The 6544-nt window shown below is 43.4% G+C and carries 4 protein-coding genes, 1 tRNA gene and 1 pseudogene; 3 read left to right on the forward strand and 3 right to left on the reverse strand.

Annotated elements, in window-relative coordinates; genetic code table 11:
* Positions 1-376 precede the first annotated feature (376 nt).
* Together NDI42_RS28460 and NDI42_RS28465 are read right to left on the reverse strand one after the other, a co-directional pair.
* Positions 377-1627, reverse strand: coding sequence for a serine/threonine-protein kinase (locus NDI42_RS28460; RefSeq protein ID WP_199311073.1), 1251 nt, complete (start codon positions 1625-1627; stop codon positions 377-379).
* A gap of 262 nt (positions 1628-1889) precedes the next feature.
* Complete coding sequence (locus NDI42_RS28465) at positions 1890-2492, reverse strand: glutathione binding-like protein (RefSeq protein WP_190453066.1); 603 nt, start codon at positions 2490-2492, stop codon at positions 1890-1892.
* Between the two features lie 227 nt (positions 2493-2719).
* On the opposite strand from NDI42_RS28465, the gene selD reads away from it, so the two are divergent.
* Positions 2720-5008 (forward strand): selenide, water dikinase SelD, encoded by a 2289-nt coding sequence (selD, locus tag NDI42_RS28470; protein ID WP_190453068.1) that lies wholly within the window; start codon positions 2720-2722, stop codon positions 5006-5008.
* A gap of 6 nt (positions 5009-5014) precedes the next feature.
* Here selD and NDI42_RS28475 read toward each other — a convergent pair.
* Positions 5015-5101 (reverse strand) — tRNA-Ser (locus NDI42_RS28475).
* Positions 5102-5286: 185 nt separating this feature from the next.
* On the opposite strand from NDI42_RS28475, the pseudogene NDI42_RS28480 reads away from it, so the two are divergent.
* A pseudogene (locus NDI42_RS28480) lies at positions 5287-5949 on the forward strand (DUF3131 domain-containing protein); the annotation flags it as partial.
* A gap of 28 nt (positions 5950-5977) precedes the next feature.
* Complete coding sequence (locus NDI42_RS28485) at positions 5978-6253, forward strand: hypothetical protein (protein ID WP_190453072.1); 276 nt, start codon at positions 5978-5980, stop codon at positions 6251-6253.
* Positions 6254-6544 lie beyond the last annotated feature (291 nt).

The following is a 6544-nucleotide window of genomic DNA, read 5'->3' on the forward strand; positions in this document are numbered from 1 at the left end:
AACGCTCTTTTTCTTCCGGGGTCATAGCGGTTCCTCTTGCTTACCTTTTGAGACTTCAGTTGACTACCTATTATCTTTTCTTAATGGAATTTTTACAAAACCGGGATGCTCCCTAATTTTTTCTACTCTTGGATTCATTGTCATAATGAGTATTCCTTAATTAATTATCAAAATGGTCGGCTCTTTTGCAAGTGAGTTTAAGCCCTTCATTGATTGCTGATTTGCCCATTCCCTTTTATTAAGTTCTAGAAAAATTTCTCTGCACTATGATCCAGTTTTTTATCCGTTAATGGTGGATAATCAAAACTGAGAGTTGGTTGGAAAATCTCTAAGGAAATTTCTATACTACTCACTTGGTAAAAAACAGTTGACCAAACTACTTGTGGTCTGATTTAGAAAATAACCATGAGTATGAACCGTAACCTTTAACCTTCCCTATCATTTGCTTTCCGTCTAACGATAAAATTCCTTCATTATTTTCTACCAAGTTCCACCTACCTATTGAACCCGGAATAATTCGTATCTCTCGTATAATTATCTTATTTGTTAATGGGTTAAAATCAACTTCAACATCAACTTTAGTTTTACTAATCCACTCGTTAACAGTCAAGGTTCCATGAAATACGTTATTTGACCGACGAGTAACAATAAGACTGGCGGGCTTGTTACTAAATTTGCCATGCCAAGTCCCAATTATGGAAGGATTTAAGTTTGTTTGATTGTTTGTTCCTACCTTTAGCTTTAGAACTTCTAGCACCTCACCAACTGATTGATACCGTTCCCCTACGTCAACTTTGAGCATTTTGTCCAAAGTTTGCCCTAACTGTTCGCTGACAGCAGTCCCGCGTGATGCAAGCACATCTTGCCATAGCCAGCGTTTTTCCTGGGGGTTAAACAATTCATTTGGAACAACGTTCGATAGCAGATAAATGCAAGTTGCACCCAAAGCATAAAGGTCACTCGCTGGATACGCTTCGCCATAGGCCATTTGTTCTGGCGGCGCATATCCCAAGGTTCCTACAGTTGTCCCCATTGACATCACCGTACTACTCAGTTCTTTAGAAATGCCGAAGTCTATCAGCACTAGCTGGTTATTCCTGCGGCGCATGATATTTTCTGGCTTGATATCCCGGTGAACGACTCCCTGCTGATGGATGAATTTCAGCACAGGTAATAAATCAGCCAACAACTGACGAATTTGTGCTTCGTTGTAGGTTTTCTCCTGTTCCAATTCTTGAAGTAAATTCTGTCCGTCGATGAATTCCTGCACAAAATACAGGCGCTTATCCTGTTCAATGTGTGCCAGCAGGCGGGGAATTTGGGGAGATTCATCGCCTAGCCGGTCTAATTGCGCTGCTTCTCGGTTAAAAAGTTCTATGGCTTTCTGGAATGCAGCAGGATTATTTTGAATTTCGGGCGCTGGGAAAAACTGCTTAATCACACAAGGCTTTTTGGAGGGCGTGTCTTCATCCACCGCTAAGAAATTTCTGCCCATACCACCTGCACCGAGGAAATTAGTAGCGCGGTAGCGGTCTTTGAGTAACAGTAAGGTTCCGCAACTAAAGCAAAACCTGGTTCCAGGTGAGTTGCTGGTAGGTTTTTGGCAATTGGGATTGAGGCAGTACACGATAGTTAGGAGAGAATGAGCAGATTGAATCTATGGTAAATCTTTTCCAAATTCAAAATGCTCTGATAAAAGTAATTCTCGGCTATACAAATGAAACCCGCCTTTGCTAGTTTCAAATTTATTATGTAGAGACGCGAAATTTTACGTCTCTACATTCGGCATAGGTAGTGTTTGTTGGTACAGTCCCACTTTTTAGTGTGAGGGATACAGAAATAGAATGCTGCCGATAATTCCTTTCTTTGGCTTTTTAAATTTTCATTTCCTATGGTACTTTCATCCCACGTTGCACAGCCGGACGCTGCTGAATTGTCTCAAACCAACGTTTGAGATTTGGATGATTATCTAGTGTTAAACCTTGAAATTCATAAATGGCAACCCAAGGAAATGTCGCAATATCTGCAATCGAGTAGTGATCACAGATAAATTCACGTTCAGAGAGTTGTTTATCTAAAACTCCGTAAAGCCTCAAGCTTTCTTTTTCATATCGTTCAATTGCGTAAGGAATCTTTTCTGGGGAAAACTTTTTAAAGTGGTTCAATTGACCAAACATTGGCCCCACGCTTGCCATCTGAAACATTAGCCATTCCAGCACTTGAAAGCGACCTTTTTGTTCAGCGGGCAGAAATTTGCCAGTTTTCTCTGCTAGATAAATCAGGATGGCACCAGACTCAAAAATTGTCATGTCGGTGTCTCGGTCAATAATAGCGGGAATCTTGCTATTGGGATTAATTGCTACAAATTCTGGAGTAAATTGCTCGTTTTTGGTTATATCAATCTTGTGGACGTTGTAAGGAAGCTCAACTTCCTCCAACATGACAGAAGCCTTGCGCCCGTTTGGTGTTGTGAAGGTGTAAAGGTCAATCATGATTTTACTCCTGAGAATTGCCGTTTACCGAGGGTAGTGTAGCTTGAATTGCCTAAAAGCGATCGCTTCCACACGGAAGCATCCCGTTTTTACAAATATTAGTCTGCGAAGGCAGGCTTTGTTTGTTTAGTCACGACTTTAGTCATCGGACATTTTTACTTCCACACACTCCCCCGTAGAAGCAACTACCATAATTTCAGCCCCCAAAGTTCAAAACAAGCTTTTAGATGCAGGTAACATCTCCCATTTTTAAAGACTTAGTGCTAGTTGGTGGCGGACATAGCCATGCTATTGCACTGAAAATGTTTGCCATGAAACCGTTGCCGGGAGTACGCCTGACGCTAATTTCAGAGGTATCACACACTCCCTATTCTGGAATGCTTCCCGGTCATGTGGCAGGACTCTATGATTATGATGAAAGTCATATTGACTTGCGCCGCCTTGCCCAATTTGCCCAAGCGCAGGTGTATATTGACCGGGTAATTGGTCTAGACCTAGACAATAATAAAGTGATTTGTTTTAACCGTCCAGATGTTGCCTTTGACTTGTTATCAATCAATATTGGCAGCACTCCAACAATAATATCTGTTCCGGGAGCAGCTGAATACGCTATTCCAGCTAAACCAGTACCAAAGCTTTTGAGTGCATGGAACCAGCTGCTTAAGGATGTTGCGGCAAATCCCGAAAAACCTATAAAAATTGCTATTGTCGGTGGAGGTGCTGGAGGTGTGGAACTGGCACTAGCAATGCACTCTCGCCTAGATAAATTTTCTAAACAAAACCCAGAAATTCATTTATTCCATAGCGGTTCCTACCTTTTACCGAACTATAACCAGTGGGTGGGTCATCGTCTCCAAAAAATTCTCACCCAGCGGGAAATTCAATTGCATTTGTCGGAAAAGGTGTGCGAGGTTGAACCGCACAAGGTTATCTGCGAATCGAATCTTGTGATAGAGTGCGATCGCATTTTCTGGGTGACACAAGCATCCGCACCCACTTGGCTACAAGCATCCGGACTAGCTACCGATACCAAAGGCTTTATCGGTGTAGGGGACACATTACAATCAGTTTCTCATCCCCAAGTATTTGCCGCTGGTGATATTGCGGCGATGGTTAATCATCCCCGTCCCAAGGCGGGAGTATTTGCAGTGCGTCAGGGAAAGCCACTATTTAACAACCTGCGGCAAACATTACTAGGAAAACCACTCAAACCGTACAAGCCGCAGAAACAATATCTTAGTTTAATTGGTACAGGGGATAAGAGCGCGATCGCTTCCTGGGGAAATTTCGGCTGCCAATCTCCCCTACTATGGCACTGGAAAGACCGCATCGACCGCCAATTTATGGCACGTTTCCACAACTTGCCAGAAATGTCAGCCGTCACCCCATCCAAAATCCCCAATCCAAAATCAGGCGATGTTTTGGGAAGAATCAATTTCCCCAAAAATCGCTTCAAAATCCCCAATCCCCCAATGCGTTGTGCTGGTTGCGGTTCTAAAATCGGCAGTACCACACTCGAAAGAGTCCTGCATCGTATCAAATTAGAACAACCTGAATCCGCTAATAGAGAAGATATTCTAATTGGACTTGATGCACCAGATGATGCCGCCGTAGTCCGTGTGCCAGCGGATCAGGTTATGGTTCATACCTTAGACTATTTCCGCAGCTTAATTAATGATCCGTTTATCTTTGCTCAAATTAGCGCCAATCATTGCTTAAGCGATATTTTTGCAATGGGTGCTACTCCCCAGAGTGCATTAGCAATTGTCACCATTCCCTACGCCTGGGAGAAAAAGCAGGAGGAAACGCTTTATCAACTGTTATCAGGTGCCGCTAAAGTGTTGCATCAATCCCAGACACCTCTCGTAGGTGGACACACAACGGAAGGTGCAGAACTTATCTTTGGGTTATCCTGTAACGGCTTAGCCTATCCTAATCAGCTGCTGCGAAAAGGCGGTATGAAGCCAGGCCAGGTGCTAATTTTAACCAAACCACTAGGAACTGGTACTATATTTGCCGCTGATATGCGCCTGAGAGCAAAAGGACGCTGGATTGATGGTGCTGTTGCATCAATGTTGCTATCAAATCAAGCAGCAGCCAACTGCTTATTGAAATATGGAACTACTGCCTGTACCGATGTTACAGGCTTTGGACTGTTGGGGCATTTGCTGGAAATGATCCAAGCATCTCAGGTAGCGGTGGAGTTAGATTTAGAAGCCATTCCAGTTCTAGAAGGTGCTTTAGAAACCCTGCAAATGGGAATTGTCAGTTCTTTGCATCCTCAGAATTTACGAGCATCCCGCCAAATTAGCAATTTATCACAAGTGCGCGATCGCTTTAACTACCCTCTCCTGTTCGATCCCCAAACCTCCGGCGGACTCTTAGCTGCTATCCCAGATGAACGCGCTGGTGCTTGTGTCGCCTCACTCAAAACCTTGGGATATACCCAAAGCCGGATAATTGGTCGCGTCACGCTACCGAATCAAGGCATTAAGCCCATCTCACTAATTGTCTAAATACAACGGAGAGGAGAGGATTTGAACCTCCGGTGACGTTTCCGCCACAACTGATTTCGAGTCAGTCGCATTCAACCACTCTGCCACCTCTCCAAGAGCTATACCTATTAACCTTTGGTTAATTAGTCAGCATTACCAGTATATCCCACATTCCGCCAATCTCTTCTGCCCAACGGAGAATTTCCAGTAAAGCATCACGCCATCACTGGAGGTAATAGCCAGTTAATGCTAATTTATCATCTCGGCGCAAAAGTTCAAAGCTGATTGCCCTATTCTTAGTGGGAGCCGTTTCCCAGCCTGTACTAAATGTTTCTCTGCCAGAGCAAGCGCTTGCTCAAGCTCCACCCACTGCATCAAGTACCTGTGGGGAAATCGCTGCTCCGTTAAAGCCAGAAGAACAAGTTTACGCTAAATCAGCTTGGCAGTATTTTGTCAATAACTATCAACAAAATACGGGATTTACCAATTCCACAGGAGGATATCCTTCCGGTACTCTTTGGGATATAGGTAATTACTTAATGGCGCTCAATTCAGCAATGGCGCTCAATTCAGCGCCATTGCTGAATTTAATCGACCAAGCAGAATTTGATGCCCGCCTCAACAAGTTTTTAACAGGTTCGAGTGGACTGAAATTATTTGAGAATGCCTTAGCGAATAAGGTCTATAATGCAGCGACCGGACAGATGGTTGATGATGGCAACAATCCCCTGGAAAAGGAGATTGGCTGGTCTGCATTGGATGTTGGTCGTATCTTAGCTGCATTTCACGTCATTCGGACTTGTCATCCTCAATATGCAGATTGGATGAAAGGAATTGTAGACAACTGGCAAGTAGCTCGAAGTCTCAAAGATGGACAGCTTTATGGTGCGACAGTTCTCCCCGATAATAAAACCTTGCTGGTGCAAGAAGGACGCTTAAGCTACGAAGAATACGCCGCTAGATAAGGCACAAACAGAAGCCATCAGACAATTGCGAGAGTTATCTCGTCAAAGTTTTGGTTGCATAGCAGATGCTCTGAAGGCGGCTAATAAATTATCTAAAAAACTTAAGTATCATCAACTCGTTGCTATAGATACTCAAGAAATTCCGTCAAAATCGGCACGAAAAAACTCTGGCGCTAGCTATAAAATCACAGCTTGTCTAGAACTCAAATCTGATATCGTCGAAGCCGAACGGCGACAGGCTGGACGCTTTATCCTGGCGACTAATGTGCTAGATGTTAATCAGTTAGTACCGAGTAGATGATTGCTAAATATAAGAACCAACAAGCGGCAGAACGAGGATTTGGTTTTTTGAAAGACCCTCTCTTCTTTCTCTGCTTCGTTATTGGGTAATGGTGCATTTCATCTTGGAGTCTCATCCACCGCTCTTTGCCGCACTGGAGGTGAGTAAAGGGGTTATTTTGATTTAATACTGACAACAATAGACCTCTTGCAAAAGTCGCTCAGGAAGATTTGATTTTGGGGAGGTAAAGCTCGTAATTGTAGAGAGCAGCAATCAGATTAAACCTTAAACTAAATCTTTTAAGGACGGTTT

Origin of the sequence: Funiculus sociatus GB2-C1, from assembly GCF_039962115.1 — a bacterium.
GTDB classification, from domain to species: domain Bacteria; phylum Cyanobacteriota; class Cyanobacteriia; order Cyanobacteriales; family FACHB-T130; genus Funiculus; species Funiculus sociatus.